We start from the raw sequence: 16,534 nt of genomic DNA, 5'->3' as shown, positions 1-16,534 counted from the left end.
AAAGCGAGCAGATGCTCGCTTTTTTGTGCTTTATGAAAGTGTTGGCTGTTTTAAGCAACACACTTTAATGCAGATTCTATACGGCTTTATTCTTGTAGCGTTGCATCAGGTGGTAAAATTGCTTTGCCTTGTTTTAAGCTGTCTAAAGCCTCGCGGTTAAAATCTACCAACAAAGAATTATTTTGTGGATCAATCGCATAACGGCTAATTAATTTTTGATCGCCTTGTAAGGTTTCAAGGCGGTATTCATCTGCAATATTCATAATGCCGTCTAAATTAATGGTGGCAGATGCTTTGTCTTGGCGAAATAACTCGTAAATATCACGCAGGTCAAAAATTGCATTTTGTGCGTCAGGATGTTTTTCAAAATAATTTTGCAAATGACGAATAAATAATTGCGCAAACATAAAGTAATTTGGTTTGTGGGTATAGTCTAAGCTCATGTGTTTACTCCTTATTATTCAAATTTTTAATGCTTACTAGGAATAGCACACTCTGGGTGAAAAATTAAAGAAACTCAGGGTCTAAGTTGCAAAAACTACACAAAATTTTGTGCGGCTTAAACTAAGCTGAAACCTGAAGTTGCGATGATCTCTCTATAAATTTAAAAACTTTGCAACGAACCGCTCAATTGGTGTTTTGGAAAAAATAATCACAACTGACTTATCTATTTGTTAAAGCGATTAAGAGCCCTACGGAGTAGTGGAATTCTAAAATATCAAGTATTTGAATAAAAAATCATCCGAAAGACTAAGACTTATGAACTAGCAAGTGAAATCATAAATCAGGTACAATTGGCGTGATTAATTTTGTGTTTGGTGTATTTGAAGGCCAATACATACATTCTTTGTTAATAAATAGGCCTGCCAGGAGTTATCCCCGCATGAGTGCCATTACTCCATACGAATGGGCAATTATTGCCTTCGTGATCGGCGTTACATTTTTATGCGTCTTTATGCTGACCGTTCCTTTACTCCTTGGGGGTAAATCATGGGGGCGTGCGAAGCAAGAGCAGTTTGAGTCGGGTGTTGTAGGTGCTGGTGGAGCACGTATCCGCTTATCTGCAAAGTTCTATTTGGTTGCAATTTTCTTCGTTGTTTTCGACTTAGAAGCACTTTATCTATACGCATGGGCAGCTTCTGTTCGTGAAGTAGGTTGGGTGGGCTTTGCAACGGCTGCTGTATTTATTTTAGTTTTACTCGTTGGCTTAATTTATGAATTATCAACTGGTGCGCTGAACTGGGCTCCATCTGATAAGCGTAAAGCAGCAGGGATTAAACCTAAAATTGGTTCGCCAAATATGGATCTTGCAGAAATCACACGCTTTAACTCAATTGAAGAATTGGTAACGGACCCTACCGGTCAAATTCCAGCTCAATCCTCTGGTCGTGTAAAAAAATCTGCGACTACCTCATCTGACAAGGAGTAACTCGGGATGAAATATACCTTAACCCGTGCGAATCCCGATGCTGATCAATATCCACTTCAAGAGCGTCAGATCGTAACCGATCCGCTTGAAGAAGAAGTGAATAAAAATGTGTTCATGACTCGTTTAGAGGACTTGGCACATACAGCAGTAAACTGGGGACGTAAGAACTCAGTTTGGCCGTTTAACTTTGGTACATCGTGCTGCTACGTAGAGTATGCAACTACCTTAACAGGTGTGCATGACTTGTCACGTTTTGGTGCAGAAGTTATTCGTGCTTCACCGCGTCAGGCAGACTTGATGATTGTTGCAGGTACGTGTTTTGTGAAAATGGCACCTGTAATTCAACGTTTGTACGAGCAAATGCTTGAGCCTAAGTGGGTAATCTCAATGGGCGCATGTGCAAACTCAGGTGGTATGTACGACATTTATTCAGTTGTGCAAGGTGTGGATAAAATCATTCCTGTGGATGTGTACATTCCGGGTTGCCCACCACGTCCTGAAGCATTAATCCAAGCATTGATGTTATTACAAGACCAAATTCAATTAGAGCGTCGTCCGTTGTCTGCGGTGATTGGTGATGATCTTAAGCCAGTATATAAGCCGAAGATGATGCCAGAACGTGACCGTAAGAATGCGCAGCGTATTGCGGTGAAAAACTTACGCTCTATGGATGAAATTAAATAATTTAAACGTACAAATATTGATGCACCCGACGGGTGTAGTTGTCGTTTAGGTTGACTGAATTTGTATTAAATAGGAAGCCAAGCCAATGGCTGAAACTGACATTGCTATGCCAGAATCAACAGCAGTTGATTCACGCCCAGCATTTGCAATTGTAGAAGAGCTCAAAACCAAATTTGGTGAGAACTTCTATGTGCAAACGACTTTTGAAGATTTTCCAACAGTCTGGGTTGAGCGCGCACGTGTACAAGAAGTTTTAATGTTCTTGCGTACAGTGTCACGTCCATACGTGATGTTGTTCGACTTGTCTGCGGTAGATGAGCGTTTGCGTACTCACCGCGATGGTCTACCTGCGTCTGACTTTACTGTGTTCTATCACTTGTTATCGCTAGAGCGTAACACGGACATTCGTATTAAAGTTGCGTTGAATGAGAGTGATCTCAATATTCCAACAGCAACCAACATTTGGCCAAATGCCAACTGGTACGAGCGTGAAGCTTACGATATGTTTGGTATCAACTTCGAAGGGCATCCAATGCTTCGTCGTATCTTGTTGCCAACATATTGGGAAGGTCATCCGTTACGCAAAGAGTATTCTGCACGTGCAACGGAATATACACCGTATATGCAGAACCAAGCCAAACAAGACTTCGAGCAAGAACACCTTCGCTTTGTGCCTGAAGATTGGGGCTTAAAGCGCGGTAATAAAGACGAAGACTTCATGTTCCTGAACTTGGGTCCTAACCACCCATCTGCGCACGGTGCGTTCCGTGTAATTTTGCAGTTGGATGGTGAAGAAGTGAAAGACTGTGTGCCAGATATCGGCTATCACCACCGTGGTGTGGAAAAGATGGCTGAGCGTCAAACTTGGCATTCATTCATTCCTTATACAGACCGTGTGGACTACTTGGGTGGTTGTGCGCAAAACATGCCGTATGTCATGGGTGTGGAACAACTGGCAGGCATTACTGTGCCAGACCGCGCACAATGTATCCGTGTCATGATGTCGGAATTGTTCCGTATCAATAACCACTTATTGTTCATTGGTACTGCAATTCAGGATGCGGGCGGTATGACCCCTGTATTCTATATGTTCGCAGACCGTCAAAAAATCTACGATGCGATTGAAGCTATTACCGGTTACCGTATGCACCCAGCATGGTTCCGTATCGGTGGTACCGCACACGACTTACCAAACAATTGGCAACACCTGATTCGTGAAATCTTAGAGTGGATGCCAAAACGTATGAACGAATACTACACTGCGGCATTACGCAACTCGGTATTCATGGGTCGTACGCAAGGCGTAGCGCAGTATGATGCGAAATCTGCCTTGGCTTGGGGTGTGACAGGTACTGGTTTACGTGCAACAGGTATCGACTTTGACGTGCGTAAATACCGTCCATACAGTGGTTATGAAAACTATGACTTCGAAGTACCTGTAGAGTACGAAGGCGATGCTTACGCTCGTGTACTGGTTCACTTCCGTGAAATCGAAGAGTCATTGAAAATCATCAAACAATGTCTAGATAACATGCCATCTGGTCCATATAAAGCAGACCATCCATTGGCTGTTCCACCACCAAAAGACAAGACATTACAAGATATTGAAACCCTGATTACGCACTTCTTAAGCGTGTCTTGGGGTCCTGTAATGCCTGCTGGTGAAGCATCTGTAATGGCAGAAGTGGTGAAAGGTGCATCGAATTACTACTTGACTTCAGATAAGACAACGATGAGTTACCGTACCCGTATTCGTACACCAACTTTCACGCATTTACAGCAAATGCCTTCTGTGATTAACGGCAGTCTGGTATCTGACTTAATCATTTATTTAGCGACCATTGACGTCGTAATGGCAGACGTGGATCGCTAAGGGGTAAACGCATTATGATGATTTTGACTGATAAAAAGCCACGTGTGAATGTTGAAGGGATTTTGACTGCGGAAGAAATCCATGAAATTGAACATCACATTGGTCATTATCCGTACCCACGTGCAGCATCTTTAGATGCCTTGAAGTGTGTACAGCGCCGTAATGGCTGGGTAGATGATGCGCAGCTCAATGCGATTGCACAGCTTCTAACCATCAGCGTTGCTGATTTAGAAGGTGTCGCAACATTCTATAACCGTATTTATCGCCAGCCTGTAGGTCGTCACGTGATTTTATTGTGTGACTCGATTGCATGCTTTTTGATGGGTGCAGAAACACTGGCAGAAGCATTCCAGCGTGAATTAGGCATTCAGTTTGGTCAAACGACTGCAGATGGTCGTTTCACGTTATTGCCAATTTGCTGTTTAGGAAATTGCGATAAGGGTCCAACCTTGATGATTGATGAAGATACTCACGGTTTAGTTGAGGTGACATCGGTGCAACAGTTATTGGAGAAGTATGTATGAATACCGAACCAAGACCAATTTATGGTGACGGTAACCCAGAAACGCATCCATTAACTTGGCGTTTAAGCAAGCAAGAGCACGTGCGTAATGCAGATGATTACGAAGCACTAGAAGGTTATGCAGGCTTTAAGAAAGCGATTTCTATGCCGCCTAAAGATGTGCTTGAAGTCATTAAAGCTGCGACAGTAAAAGGTCGTGGTGGTGCAGGCTTCCCAGCAGGGATCAAATGGTCACTGATGGCGCCAAACGACAATTCAGGTCCACGTTACCTGATTTGTAATGCCGATGAGATGGAACCGGGTACTTTCAAAGACCGTTTGTTGATGGAAAAACTTCCACACCAACTGATTGAAGGTATGCTGATTGCTGCGTACACGCTTGAAGCAACCCACGGCTATATCTTTATTCGTGGCGAATACATCGAAGCTGCACAGTACTTAAATGAAGCGATTGAGCAAATTCGTGCCAAAGGTTATTTGGGCGAAAACATTTTAGGTACTAACTGGGGCTTTGAACTATACGTGCACACGGGCGCAGGTCGTTATATCTGTGGTGAAGAAACCGCATTGATTAACTCGCTTGAAGGTCGTCGTGCTAACCCACGTACTAAACCACCATTCCCGCAAGTTGCAGGGGCATGGGGTCGTCCAACGATTGTCAACAACGTAGAAACCTATAACAACTTACCTGCAATCATGTTGCGTGGTGCAGAGTGGTATATCGGTTTATCTGCAGGTAAATCGAAAGACCCTGGCACAAAAATTTACGGTGCTTCTGGTAAGGTGAAATTCCCAGGTCTATGGGAGCTTCCATTTGGTACGACTGCACGTGAAGTAATTGAAGACTATGCGGGTGGCATGCGTGATGGCTTGAAGCTAAAAGCATGGTTACCGGGTGGTGCATCTACCGACTTCTTGGCAGCAGAACACATTGACTTGCCTATGGATGCAGAAAGCATCATGAAGGCAGGTTCACGTTTAGGCACGTGTTTGCTTATGGTGGTCGATGAAACCCAATGTATGGTTTCTGCAACCCGTAACTTAGAAGAATTCTTTGCGCGCGAATCATGTGGTTTCTGTACCCCATGTCGTGATGGTTTACCGTGGGCTGTAAAAGCACTCAAAGCAATTGAAAATGGCGAAGGGAAAGAAGAAGACATTCAACATCTTCAAGAACTCACCAAAAAATTGTGGATTGGTAAGACCTTCTGTGCTCACGCACCAGGTGCGATGGAGCCATTAATGGGCGCACTCAAATATTTCCGTGGCGAGTTTGAAGCAAAAGTGGCAAATAGCCGTCCTGCTGCTCAAGCTAGCAACGTAGAACAAGCTTAAGGAATTCGACTATGGCTACAATTCATGTCGATGGAAAATCGTACGAAGTCAATGGCTCGGAAAACTTGCTGCAAGCATGTTTGAGCCTTGGGATCGACATTCCGTACTTTTGTTGGCATCCATCCTTAGGTTCTGTCGGTTCTTGCCGTCAATGTGCCGTGACCCAATATGCGAACCCTGAAGATACTCGTGGTCGCTTGGTGATGTCATGTATGACACCTGCTGCTGACAATACCTATATCTCGATTGAAGACAAGGAAGCAACTGAGTTCCGTGCTTCAATTGTAGAGTTCTTGATGACCAACCACCCACACGACTGTCCAGTCTGTGAAGAAGGTGGTCACTGTCATTTACAAGATATGACTGTAATGACACAGCACGATCGTCGTCGTTACCGCTTTACTAAACGTACTCACTATAACCAAGAGCTTGGTTCGTTCATCGCGCATGAAATGAACCGTTGTATCGCGTGTTATCGTTGCGTGCGTTACTACAAAGACTATGCAGGCGGTACAGACTTTGGTGTCTATGCCAACGCATCACGTGTTTACTTTGGTCGTCCTGAATCGGGTACTTTGGAATCTGAATTCTCAGGTAACTTGACTGAAGTCTGTCCAACAGGTGTATTCACCGACAAAACTCACTCTGCGCGTTATAACCGTAAGTGGGACATGCAGTATGCGCCTAGCGTATGCCAAGGCTGTTCTTCAGGTTGTAACATCTCTCCGGGTGAGCGTTATGGCGAATTGCGTCGTGTAGAAAACCGCTTTAACGGTGAAGTCAACCAATACTTCCTATGCGATAAAGGTCGATTCGGTACAGGTTATGTGAACCGTGAAGATCGTCCACGTCAGCCTCAGTTCCGTAACGGTGCGAGCGTAGAAACCGTTTCTGTAGATGCTGCACTTGATACGATTATTGCCAAAGTTCAAGGCAAAAAAGTTTTGGGTATTGGTTCACCGCGTGCATCGCTTGAATCAAACTTTGCTTTGCGTGAGTTGGTTGGCCAAGACAACTACTCAACAGGTTTATCGCAAAAAGAGCAAAACTTGGTTGAACTTGCAGCTTCAATCATGCAAACCGAAGGGATTTACAACCCGGGTATGCGTGAAATTGAAGACTACGATGCTGTGTTAATTTTGGGTGAAGATTTAACCCAAACTGCACCACGTATGGCGTTGTCTGTTCGTCAAGCGGCGAAAAACAAAGCCAAAGAAATGGCGGCAGAGCGTCGTACGCCAGATTGGTTGGCTGAACCTGTGCAACGTATTGCGCAAGATGCAAAATCACCAATTTACATTTTGGCTGCAACGCAAACTCGTTTAGCTGATGTCGCAACAGGTGAAGTGGTTGCTTCTCCAAATGATATCGCACGTTTAGGTTTTGCCATTGCTGCTGCGGTTGCAGGTGACGTGATCACAGGTTTAGATGACGATGCGAAAGCATTTGCACAAACCATTGCTGACACGTTAAAAGCTGCGAAAAAACCATTGGTGATTTCAGGTACAAGCTTACTAGACGCTGCCATTATGGAAGCGGCTGCACAAGTGGCACAAAACTTGGGTGAAAACGCAGGTTTAAGCTTAACTGTGCCAGAAGTGAACTCAATGGGCTTGGCTATATTTGGTGGGCAAAGCTTAGAGCAAGCATTTGCACAAGATTATGATGCTGTGATTGTGGTTGAAAATGACTTATATCGTCGTTTACCTGCAGTACAAGTCGATGCAGCTTTAGCGAAAGCACAAGATGTCATCGTGCTAGATCATGCTGAAACCGCAACTGTGCAAAAAGCCAATATCGTACTTTCTGCAGCAAGCTTCGCGGAAGGTGATGGTACGGTGGTGAGTCAGGAAGGTCGTGCACAACGCTTCTTCCAAGTTTATGACCCAAGCTACTACAAACCTGAATTGGCGATTAAAGAATCTTGGCGCTGGTTACACGCACTTGAAACAGGCTTAAAAGGCAAAGCAATTGCTTGGACTGTTTTAGATGACGTGATTGAATCTGTAGTGAAGAATGTTCCAGCACTTGAAGCAATTCAAGATGTTGCACCAGATGCAGGTTTCCGTGTACATGGCTTAAAAGTTGCGCGTGAACCACGTCGTTACTCAGGTCGTACCGCTATGCGTGCACCGTTATCCATTCACGAACCAAAACAACCTGTCGATGTAGATTCAGCATTAACATTCTCTATGGAAGGTTATGTGGGTAATCAAACGCCAGCGGCACTTGTACCATTTGCTTGGTCTGCAGGTTGGAACTCGCCACAAGCTTGGAACAAATTCCAAGACAACGTGGGTGGTCACTTAAAAGGTGGTGACGCAGGTATTCGTTTATTCGACCGTTTGGCGAAACGTCCTGCACGTAGCTATGTTGCACCTGCACCAGTACTTGCAAATCCAGACAGCTTCCGTTTAATTCCAATGCATCACATTTTTGCATCGGGGGAATTTACGGTGAAAACTCCTGCAATGGAATCACGTATTCCTGAAGCAGTATTTGCTGTAGGTACGCAGGATGCGCAGCGTTTGAATCTACAAGATGGTCAAACAATTACTGTACAAGCAGGCGAAACATCTATCGTGTTGCCAGTACAAGTGATTGAATATTTACCTACAGGTTATATTGGCTACCCAATTGGTCTTGCACCAACGGTATCTCTTGCAGAGCCTGTTTCAGTCGCGGTAGGAGTGTAATTCATGCAACAAGAATTAATCCGTCAGACGCCGCTGTGGGCTGAGAACTGGCCAATTGCCTATTCAGTCATTCAAGCGATTGTCATCTTACTGGTTGTGGTATTGATTGCTGCACTCATGTCTTTTATTGAGCGTCGTTTACTGGGCTTATGGCAAGACCGTTATGGTCCGAACCGTGTAGGTCCAGGCGGTATGTTCCAGATTGTTGCCGACATGCTGAAAATCATGTTCAAAGAAGACTGGACACCAAAATTTGCCGACAAACTTACGTTCCGTATGGCACCAGCAGTTGCAATGGCAACTGCGGTACTGTCGTTCATGGTTATTCCTGTATCACCTTATTTAGGTGTGGCAGACATGAGCATTGGCCTGTTGTTCTTTATGGCAATGGCAGGTATCGCAGTGTATGCGGTGTTATTTGGTGGTTGGTCATCAAACAACAAATACGCATTGCTTGGTGGTTTACGTTCAGCCGCTCAAACCATTTCTTATGAAGTGTTCTTGGGTATTTCACTCATGGGTGTGGTTGCTATTGCAGGCTCATTCAACATGCGTGAAATTGTTGAAGCGCAACGTGATGTTTGGTTTGTGATTCCACAATTCTTAGGTTTCTTGATTTTCGTGGTTGCAGGCGTTGCGGTAACTCACCGTCACCCATTTGACCAACCAGAAGCAGAACAAGAATTGGCTGAAGGTTATCACGTCGAATATGGCGGTATGAAGTGGGGGATGTTCTTCGTTGCAGAATATGTCAACGTGGTACTGATCTCTGCGCTTATCGTGACTCTATTCTTCGGTGGATGGCTAGCGCCGTTTAACCTTGAAATTCCATTCATTCCAGCAGCTTTCTGGTTCATTATCAAAACAGCATTCTTTGTGATGATGTTTGTCTTGGCTCGTGGTTCTTTAATGCGTCCACGTTATGACCAAGTGATGAACTTTGGTTGGAAAATTTGCTTGCCATTGGCGCTTGTTAACCTTTTGGTAACTGGTGCTGTGATTCTTATGAATCATTCGGCCTAAGACAGCAGGGAGAACAATATGTTTAAGTTTCTAGCTGGGTTTGGGTCAATTGTACGTTCACTGTGGATGGTTTTCTCACACGTGACACGTAAACGTGACACCATTTTGTATCCGGAAGTGCCAGCCGAAGAAATTGTACCTCCACGCTTCCGTGGTCGTATTGTGTTAACACGCGATCCAGATGGCGAAGAGCGTTGTGTAGCATGTAACCTCTGTGCAGTTGCCTGTCCAGTTGGTTGTATTTCACTGCAAAAAGCAGAACAGGAAGATGGTCGTTGGTACCCAGAGTTTTTCCGTATCAACTTCTCACGCTGTATTTTCTGCGGTATGTGTGAAGAAGCATGTCCAACGACTGCAATTCAGTTAACACCTGACTTTGAGTTAGGTGAATATGTGCGTCAAGACTTGGTGTATGAGAAAGAACACTTACTCATTTCAGGTCCTGGTAAATATCCTGACTACAACTTCTACCGTGTAACGGGTATGGCTGTTACAGGTAAAGACAAAGGTCAAGCGCAACGTGAAAGCGCACCTATTGATGTACGGAGTCTATTACCATGATGTGGCCGTTTTACTTGATGGCACTCGTGGCCATTGTTTCTACGGTTCGTGTAGTGACTAACGCGAACCCAGTACATGCTTTATTAAGCTTGATCGTGTCATTACTTGCGGTTGCAGGCATGTTCATGATCGTGGGTGCACCATTTGCTGGTGCCTTAGAAATCATTGTTTATGCGGGTGCGATCATGGTCTTGTTCGTATTCGTGGTGATGATGCTCAACCTTGGTCAGCAAACTGTTGAGCAAGAGCGTAAATGGTTGACTTCATCAACTTGGGCATACCCAGCTTTGATGAGCTTCCTAATTGGTTTGGTTTTAGTGTGGTCATTAAGCTCAGACTACACTGCACCAAGCGCGCTTATGGGCACCGAAATGGTGGGTCCAAAAGCAGTGGGTCAAGCACTCTTTACTCAGTACTTATTGTTGGTTGAAGTTGCCGCAATGTTATTACTTGCAGCTTTGGTTGCAGGCTTCCACATCGGTAAACGTGAACCAAGTGCAGAAGAGGAAAAAGAATAATGGGCAACATCCCTTTAGAACATGGTTTGATTGTCGCGACCATTCTTTTTGCACTCGGTTTTTACGGTGTGATGGTGCGACGCAACCTACTATTTATTTTAATGGGCCTTGAAATCATGATGAACGCTGCGGCATTGGCGTTTGTCTTGGCTGGTAGTGCATGGGTACAACCAGATGGTCAGATCATGTTTATCTTGATCTTGACACTTGCTGCGGCAGAGGCGTGTATCGGTCTTGCGATCGTCCTTCAGTTCTATCATCGCTTCCATCATTTGGATGTGGATGCTGCTAGTGAGATGCGCGGATGAGTTATTTATATCTAACAGTATTGTTTCCGCTCATTGGTTTTATCCTTTTAGCGGCAGGGCGTAACAACTTACCTGAAAAAGTTGCTGCGATTATTGGCGTAGGTTCAGTGGGTCTGTCTGCATTATTTGCGCTAATTGCAGGCATGGACTTTGTGAACAACGGTTCGGTTGCAACGACTCAACATTTATGGACTTGGTTCAATGTGGGTGGTTTTGCACCTGCGTTTAGCTTGCACTTAGACGGTTTATCTTTGCTCATGCTGGGCATGATTACAGGCGTGGGTTTCTTAATTCACATCTTTGCATCATGGTATATGCGTGGTGAAGAAGACTTTGCACGTTTCTTCTCTTACTTCAACTTGTTCGTTGCGAGCATGTTGTTGTTGGTACTTGGCGATAACTTGGCGTTATTGTTCCTAGGTTGGGAAGGTGTAGGTTTGTGCTCTTACTTGCTGATTGGTTATTACTACCAAAACCCTGCAAACGGTTTTGCAGCAATCAAAGCATTTACCGTAACACGTGTGGGTGACGTTTTCCTACTGATCGCGTTGTTCTTGTTGTATCAACAATTTGGTACGTTGAACACACAATACATCGTAGAAAATGCAGCCAATGTAATGACTCAAAGCTCGTCGATCACCATTTGGACAGCGTTAATGTTGTTCTTGGGTGCTGCGGGTAAATCTGCACAAATTCCGTTGCAAACTTGGTTAGCCGATGCGATGGCAGGTCCTACACCTGTATCTGCATTAATCCACGCTGCAACCATGGTAACTGCGGGTGTTTACTTATGCTGCCGTATGTTCAGCGTATTTGAACTTGCACCTGAAGTGATGTTATTCATTTCAATTACAGGTGCTGTGACCTTGCTAGTTGCTGGTTTTGCAGCATTGGTTCAAACCGACATCAAACGTATTTTGGCTTACTCAACTATGAGTCAGCTGGGTTATATGTTTATGGCAGTTGGTGCAGAAGCATACCAAGCGGGTCTATTCCACATGTTAACTCACGCATTCTTCAAGGCATTATTATTCTTGTCTTCTGGTGCGGTGATTTTGGCTTACCATCACGAACAAAACATTTTCAAAATGGGTGGCTTGTTCTACAAGAACAAATTCCTATTTGCATGTTTCGCAATTGGTGGCGGTGCATTGGCAGCGATTCCATTCTTGACCATTGGTTTCTTCTCAAAAGACGCTATTTTGGCAGCAGTTTGGACGCAAAGTCATATCGCAGGTATTCCGCTATATAACACCTTATATTGGGTGGGTGTAGCAGGTGCATTCTTAACGTCAATTTATACATTCCGCTTAATTTGGGTTGTATTCTTTGGTAAAGAAAACACACCGTATCACGAGATCAAAGGCGCAACTTACTGGTTCCCATTGGCAGTGCTTGCAGTACTTTCAACTGGTTTAGCGATTGTATTAAAAGCACCAGTGATGAGCATTCTTGATGCTGCAAAAATCCCAGCATTTGTGATTCCTGAAGCATTAGAAGCAGGCGCACATGGTGCAGAGTATGTTGCAATTGGTGTGGCTTTGGCTGGTTTAGCAGTAGGTGTGGTGTTATTTGCCTTTGCTTACAATGCTGTAAAAGGTTTTGCGCAAACTTCATTGGGCGCAGGCCTTGCCAACATTTGCCGTAATGCACTTGGTTTCGATGCGTTGTATGACATCGTATTTGTAAAACCATTCTTGCTGATTGCCAAACTATTAGGTCGTGATCCAGTTGATGGTATGTGGTTGGTACTGCCTGCACTGGTGAAAGGTGGTCATAGCTTCACAAGTTCACGTCAAACAGGTTCATTGCGTGAGTACGCATCAAGTATGGCACTTGGTGTGGTGGTCTTACTAATGATCTTGATCGTGATTCAGGTCGTGGGGAAATAAGATGGATACTCCAAACAATTTAATTCTACCCGCGCTGATCCTTGTTCCGTTCATTGCAGGTTTTATTTGCTGGTTGGTCGATAAACTCGACGATAAATTACCGCGTTACATTGCTTTAGTGGGCATGCTTGTTACTTTGGGCTTAACTGTCGCATTGTGGCAAGGTGCTAGCTATAACTATGAATTAGGCGCTCAAGTTCCAACTTGGTCGGCTGAATTTATGCTGCCTTGGATTCAAACCCTAGGCATCAACATTCACTTAGCGGTGGATGGCTTATCTTTACTCATGGTGGGTTTAACTGCATTACTGGGTATTTTAGCGGTAGGCTGTTCATTTGGTGAGATTCAAAAGAACGTCGGTTTCTTCCACCTTAACCTTTTATGGTCTTTGGGTGGGGTAATTGGCGTATTCCTTGCGATTGACTTGTTCCTGTTCTTCTTCTTCTGGGAGATGATGCTTGTACCAATCTACTTCCTGATTGCGTTATGGGGTCATAAAGGTTCAAACGGTCGTTCACGTGTTTACGCTGCAACCAAATTCTTTATCTACACGCAAGTTGCTGGTTTAATCATGTTGATTGGTATCTTAGGTCTAGTGATCTATGGATACATGATGTCAGGTACTATTTCATTCAACTACAACTATTTATTGGCTGTAGCGAATACCCTTGACGCACAATTACCAGCAGTCGCTTATGCTTTCATGATCTGTTTATTCATCGGTTTTGCGGTAAAACTTCCAGTTTTCCCATTACACGGTTGGTTACCAGATGCACACGCACAAGCGCCTACAGCGGGTTCTGTCGACCTTGCAGGTATTTTGATTAAAACTGCGGCATACGGCTTATTACGTTTCGTGATTCCATTCTTCCCAGCGGCTTCTGCTCAGTTTGCAGACATTGCCATTATTTTGGGTTTAATTGGTGTGTTCTACGGCGCGTGGTGTGCTTTCCAGCAAACCGATATGAAGCGTTTACTTGCCTATACCTCAATTTCGCACATGGGCTTTGTATTACTTGCAATTTATGCAGGTAATATCCTGACTTACCAAGGCTTAATGATCATGATGTTGGCACATGGCTTGTCATCTGCAGCATTGTTCATTATGTGTGGTCAAATTTACGAGCGCGTACATACACGTGACATGCGTTTAATGGGCGGTATTCGTGGTCAATTCCAATACCTTTCATTCTTCCTCATGTTCTTTGTGGCTGCGTTAGTCGGTATTCCTGGTTTAGGTAACTTTATTGGTGAATTCCTGATTTTAATGGGTTCATTTGAACAGTTCCCAGCCTTCACAATTATTGCGGCAATCAGTTTAGTTTTTGCAGGTGTTTACGGTTTAATCCTGATTCACAAAGCCTTATTTGGTGTACCAAATGAAGAGCAAAAACAACACTATGCAAATCCGTTAAAAGATTTAAATGCACGTGAAGTTGTGATTCTTTCAATTTGTGCGCTGGGTCTAGTATGGCTTGGTCTGTATCCACAAACCTTCCTTGATATTTCAAATTCAAGTATGGCGTGGTTAGCAAATAGCTACATCCCAGTTCAAGAAGTAGTTGAAGTTACACAAGAAGTAACAGCTCAACTCGAAAATGTGGAGATCCAATAAGCCATGAACTTCACAATGTCATTTTCTGAGCTTATGCCTTTAGCTCCTGTGATGATCGTGGCTTTAACTGCGATTATCGTGATGATCCTTACTGCAATTAAGCGTAACCATAACTTAATTGCTACAGCATCAGTGGTGGGCTTGAACCTCGCTGCGGCTTACCTTTTACTCATGATGTTTGGCGGGAATTTTGCTCCTGCCAGCGTGATGGGCATGTTTATGATTGATCCGTTCACCTTGTTATATCAACTGGTGATTCTGATCGCTGCATTAGCATGTTCTACTTTGTCACATGCGTATATTGAAACGTATAAAGACAACCGCGAAGAACTCTACATCTTAATGTTGTGTTCAGTGGCGGGCGCTATGTTGATGGTGTCAAGCTCGCACTATGCGTCGTTCTTCATTAGCCTTGAGTTAATGTCAATTCCTGTTTATGGCTTATTGGCATACACTCACCAACGTTCTAAATCTTTAGAAGCAGGCGTGAAGTACTTAGTCTTGTCTGCAACCGCATCTGCAATGTTGCTCATGGGTATGGCGTACATTTATGCATACACTGGTTCATTGTCTTTCTATGACTCTGTACAAGCATTAATGCAAAATATCCAACAGCCATTGGTAGTTTTAGGTCTAGGCTTAATTGTCTTTGCTGTTGCATTTAAATTGTCGTTGGCACCATTCCACAAATGGACGCCAGACGTTTATGACGGTGCGCCTGCACCAATCGCAACCTTTCTTGCGACTGCAGCAAAAGTAGCAACCATTGGTTTGTTTGTACGTTACATTTTGGGTTCAGGTGCAATCCTGATCGACTCAATTGTAACCATCATGACCATTATTGCTGTGCTTTCAATTTTGGTGGGTAACTTCCTAGCTGTACGTCAAGTTAACTTGAAGCGTATTTTGGCTTACTCATCTATTGCGCACTTTGGTTATTTGTTGATTGGTTTAATCAGCATGACCTATGCAAGTTTGGGCAATGTCAGCGTATATGTGATCACTTATGTATTGACCACCATTGGTGCGTTCGGTGCAGTGGCATTAATGTCTAGCCCGTATAACAACGTAGCTGAAGCAGAAAGCTTAGCAGACTACCGTGGTTTGTTCTGGCGTCGTCCTGTATTGACTGCTGTATTAACTGTCATGATGCTTTCTCTAGCAGGTATTCCACTCACTGCAGGCTTCATTGGTAAGTTCTTGGTGGTGATGGCTGCTGTTACGACTCAGCACTGGTTCTTGGCTGCTATGATCATTGTGGGTTCAGGTATTGGTTTGTACTATTACTTACGTGTAATGGTGGTGATGTACATGACGCCACCAGACGAACCAAAAATGGACGCTGTTGATCATTGGGGTCAAAAAGTGGGCGGTATTATGGTATTGGCTGCAGCTTTAGCGGTATTGGTGATTGGTGTTTATCCAGACCCAATTATCAAAATTGCACTTGAAGCTGAAATTTTGTCACCAATCCATTTCATGCTGTCACAGCAATAATTTGAAAGAAGTTTAACTTTCAGTCAAAAAGCCTTCATAAATTGAGGGCTTTTTGGTTTATATACACAATAAAAACAGCATATAATAAAATGATATTTGCTTTTCTTTCCTTTTAGGTGTTCTCCCGTGGCTATTCATGAAATCCGACATCCGCTTATTCGTCATAAATTAGGGCTATTACGTCGTGCTGATATCAGCACCAAAAACTTCCGTGAATTGGCACAAGAAGTCACCATGTTGCTGACTTATGAAGCGACCAAAGATTTGCCTATGGTCGAGCACGAAATTGCGGGTTGGAATGGTGCAGTCACTGTAGACCGTATTGCGGGTAAAAAAATTACGGTTGTGCCTATTTTACGTGCAGGTATTGGCATGTTAGATGGTTTCTTAAACTTGATTCCAAGTGCCAAAGTGTCTGTACTTGGCTTGGAACGTGATGAAGAAACTTTAGAAGGTAAGCGTCCGCTGAACACACCTTCTGAATTCATCCTATAAGCCTTAATTTAGTCCCCACTTAGAAACAAGTGGGGACTTAAATTTATGACTACAAATAATCAGACATCCATCGCATCTCTTGCGA

Annotated in this window: 14 protein-coding genes and 1 pseudogene; 14 read left to right on the top strand and 1 reads right to left on the bottom strand. The window is 43.9% G+C overall.

The annotated features are described in order from the left end of the window. Positions 1 to 86: 86 nt before the first annotated feature. Positions 87 to 443 carry a hypothetical protein gene (locus HYG89_RS07515; RefSeq protein ID WP_096901797.1) on the bottom strand — a complete coding sequence of 119 codons (357 nt, stop codon included), beginning with the start codon at positions 441 to 443 and terminating at the stop codon, positions 87 to 89. 440 nt (positions 444 to 883) lie between these two features. Here HYG89_RS07515 and ndhC point away from each other — a divergent pair, with 440 nt between their 5' ends. The 14 genes and pseudogenes from ndhC to upp all read left to right on the top strand — a co-directional run. Next, positions 884 to 1,429, top strand: coding sequence for an NADH-quinone oxidoreductase subunit A (gene ndhC, locus HYG89_RS07510; RefSeq protein ID WP_004975445.1), 546 nt, complete (start codon positions 884 to 886; stop codon positions 1,427 to 1,429). A 6-nt stretch (positions 1,430 to 1,435) separates the two neighbouring features. Then, positions 1,436 to 2,113 carry an NADH-quinone oxidoreductase subunit B family protein gene (locus HYG89_RS07505; RefSeq protein ID WP_004975447.1) on the top strand — a complete coding sequence of 226 codons (678 nt, stop codon included), beginning with the start codon at positions 1,436 to 1,438 and terminating at the stop codon, positions 2,111 to 2,113. Positions 2,114 to 2,198: 85 nt separating this feature from the next. Continuing rightward, the gene (nuoC, locus tag HYG89_RS07500) at positions 2,199 to 3,986 is read left to right on the top strand and encodes an NADH-quinone oxidoreductase subunit C/D (protein WP_178866900.1); all 1,788 of its coding nucleotides are present in this window, start codon (positions 2,199 to 2,201) and stop codon (positions 3,984 to 3,986) included. Positions 3,987 to 4,000: 14 nt separating this feature from the next. Further along, positions 4,001 to 4,510, top strand: a complete 510-nt coding sequence (gene nuoE / locus HYG89_RS07495; RefSeq protein ID WP_004975451.1) for an NADH-quinone oxidoreductase subunit NuoE — start codon at positions 4,001 to 4,003, stop codon at positions 4,508 to 4,510. Then, on the top strand, positions 4,507 to 5,844 hold the full coding sequence (gene nuoF / locus HYG89_RS07490; protein WP_004975453.1) for an NADH-quinone oxidoreductase subunit NuoF: 1,338 nt from the start codon (positions 4,507 to 4,509) through the stop codon (positions 5,842 to 5,844). The genes nuoE and nuoF overlap by 4 nt, the downstream gene beginning before the upstream one ends. Before the next feature lie 11 nt (positions 5,845 to 5,855). Further along, positions 5,856 to 8,540, top strand: coding sequence for an NADH-quinone oxidoreductase subunit NuoG (gene nuoG, locus HYG89_RS07485; RefSeq protein WP_131261530.1), 2,685 nt, complete (start codon positions 5,856 to 5,858; stop codon positions 8,538 to 8,540). A gap of 3 nt (positions 8,541 to 8,543) precedes the next feature. Continuing rightward, entirely contained in the window at positions 8,544 to 9,563 is a 1,020-nt protein-coding gene (gene nuoH / locus HYG89_RS07480) for an NADH-quinone oxidoreductase subunit NuoH (RefSeq protein ID WP_004975457.1), read from the top strand. Positions 9,564 to 9,581: 18 nt separating this feature from the next. Next, positions 9,582 to 10,124 carry an NADH-quinone oxidoreductase subunit NuoI gene (gene nuoI / locus HYG89_RS07475; protein WP_004975460.1) on the top strand — a complete coding sequence of 181 codons (543 nt, stop codon included), beginning with the start codon at positions 9,582 to 9,584 and terminating at the stop codon, positions 10,122 to 10,124. Continuing rightward, entirely contained in the window at positions 10,124 to 10,642 is a 519-nt protein-coding gene (gene nuoJ / locus HYG89_RS07470; protein ID WP_171062597.1) for an NADH-quinone oxidoreductase subunit J, read from the top strand. Before nuoI ends, nuoJ begins: the two co-directional genes overlap by 1 nt. Next, positions 10,642 to 10,950, top strand: coding sequence for an NADH-quinone oxidoreductase subunit NuoK (gene nuoK / locus HYG89_RS07465; protein WP_004975463.1), 309 nt, complete (start codon positions 10,642 to 10,644; stop codon positions 10,948 to 10,950). Before nuoJ ends, nuoK begins: the two co-directional genes overlap by 1 nt. Next, positions 10,947 to 12,842 (top strand): NADH-quinone oxidoreductase subunit L, encoded by a 1,896-nt coding sequence (gene nuoL, locus HYG89_RS07460; RefSeq protein ID WP_096901802.1) that lies wholly within the window; start codon positions 10,947 to 10,949, stop codon positions 12,840 to 12,842. The genes nuoK and nuoL overlap by 4 nt, the downstream gene beginning before the upstream one ends. A gap of 1 nt (position 12,843) precedes the next feature. After that, a complete protein-coding gene (gene nuoM / locus HYG89_RS07455; protein WP_004975471.1) occupies positions 12,844 to 14,457 on the top strand; it encodes an NADH-quinone oxidoreductase subunit M in 1,614 nt (537 codons plus the stop codon). 3 nt (positions 14,458 to 14,460) lie between these two features. Continuing rightward, complete coding sequence (gene nuoN, locus HYG89_RS07450; RefSeq protein ID WP_154320447.1) at positions 14,461 to 15,954, top strand: NADH-quinone oxidoreductase subunit NuoN; 1,494 nt, start codon at positions 14,461 to 14,463, stop codon at positions 15,952 to 15,954. A gap of 126 nt (positions 15,955 to 16,080) precedes the next feature. Continuing rightward, a pseudogene (upp, locus tag HYG89_RS07445) lies at positions 16,081 to 16,407 on the top strand (uracil phosphoribosyltransferase); the annotation flags it as partial. Between the last annotated feature and the right edge of the window lie 127 nt (positions 16,408 to 16,534).

It is taken from the genome of Acinetobacter sp. SwsAc5 (assembly GCF_013391485.1).
Taxonomy (GTDB): domain Bacteria; phylum Pseudomonadota; class Gammaproteobacteria; order Pseudomonadales; family Moraxellaceae; genus Acinetobacter; species Acinetobacter towneri.
The sequence above is the reverse complement of the archived record's forward strand: the minus strand, read 5'-3'. Positions and strand labels throughout refer to the sequence as shown.

Bases quoted from the DNA above. Each gene is read 5' to 3' on its own strand.
- nuoL (WP_096901802.1), top strand. From the start codon at position 10,947: ATGAGTTATTTATATCTAACAGTATTGTTTCCGCTCATTGGTTTTATC.
- HYG89_RS07505 (WP_004975447.1), top strand. From the start codon at position 1,436: ATGAAATATACCTTAACCCGTGCGAATCCCGATGCTGATCAATATCCA.
- nuoM (WP_004975471.1), top strand. From the start codon at position 12,844: ATGGATACTCCAAACAATTTAATTCTACCCGCGCTGATCCTTGTTCCG.
- nuoC (WP_178866900.1), top strand. From the start codon at position 2,199: ATGGCTGAAACTGACATTGCTATGCCAGAATCAACAGCAGTTGATTCA.
- nuoK (WP_004975463.1), top strand. From the start codon at position 10,642: ATGGGCAACATCCCTTTAGAACATGGTTTGATTGTCGCGACCATTCTT.
- nuoN (WP_154320447.1), top strand. From the start codon at position 14,461: ATGAACTTCACAATGTCATTTTCTGAGCTTATGCCTTTAGCTCCTGTG.
- HYG89_RS07515 (WP_096901797.1), bottom strand. From the start codon at position 443: ATGAGCTTAGACTATACCCACAAACCAAATTACTTTATGTTTGCGCAA.
- nuoH (WP_004975457.1), top strand. From the start codon at position 8,544: ATGCAACAAGAATTAATCCGTCAGACGCCGCTGTGGGCTGAGAACTGG.
- nuoI (WP_004975460.1), top strand. From the start codon at position 9,582: ATGTTTAAGTTTCTAGCTGGGTTTGGGTCAATTGTACGTTCACTGTGG.
- nuoJ (WP_171062597.1), top strand. From the start codon at position 10,124: ATGTGGCCGTTTTACTTGATGGCACTCGTGGCCATTGTTTCTACGGTT.
- nuoE (WP_004975451.1), top strand. From the start codon at position 4,001: ATGATGATTTTGACTGATAAAAAGCCACGTGTGAATGTTGAAGGGATT.
- nuoG (WP_131261530.1), top strand. From the start codon at position 5,856: ATGGCTACAATTCATGTCGATGGAAAATCGTACGAAGTCAATGGCTCG.
- nuoF (WP_004975453.1), top strand. From the start codon at position 4,507: ATGAATACCGAACCAAGACCAATTTATGGTGACGGTAACCCAGAAACG.
- ndhC (WP_004975445.1), top strand. From the start codon at position 884: ATGAGTGCCATTACTCCATACGAATGGGCAATTATTGCCTTCGTGATC.